This is a genomic window from Bartonella sp. AA81SXKL (assembly GCF_042196945.1).
GTDB lineage: Bacteria > Pseudomonadota > Alphaproteobacteria > Rhizobiales > Rhizobiaceae > Bartonella.
In genome coordinates this window covers 1-270 of the sequence record NZ_JBHIRH010000356.1, presented here as the reverse complement: position 1 = coordinate 270, position 270 = coordinate 1, and the positions used below count along the sequence as shown (strand labels likewise).

Below are 270 nucleotides of genomic sequence, written 5' to 3'. Positions count from 1 at the left end.
TGCATAGAGGCTCTGATTCGAGTGTGGGAATGACAATTGTGGGTGATAATTGCCAATTTTTTTGTTATGCCCATATCGCTCACGATTGCCGTGTGGGGAATAATGTAACATTTGCAAATAATGTGATGATCGCTGGGCATGTTACTGTTGGCGATTATGTTATTATTGGTGGTGGTGCTGCTGTTCACCAATTTGTTCGTGTTGGTCATCATGCATTTATTGGTGGTGTATCGGCACTGGTTGGCGATTTAATTCCCTATGGAACAGCTG

Annotated in this window: 1 pseudogene; it reads left to right on the top strand. The window is 43.0% G+C overall.

What is annotated here, in order from left to right:
- Window positions 1-270 (top strand): annotated as a pseudogene (locus tag ACFINZ_RS11670) (acyl-[acyl-carrier-protein]--UDP-N-acetylglucosamine O-acyltransferase); the annotation flags it as partial.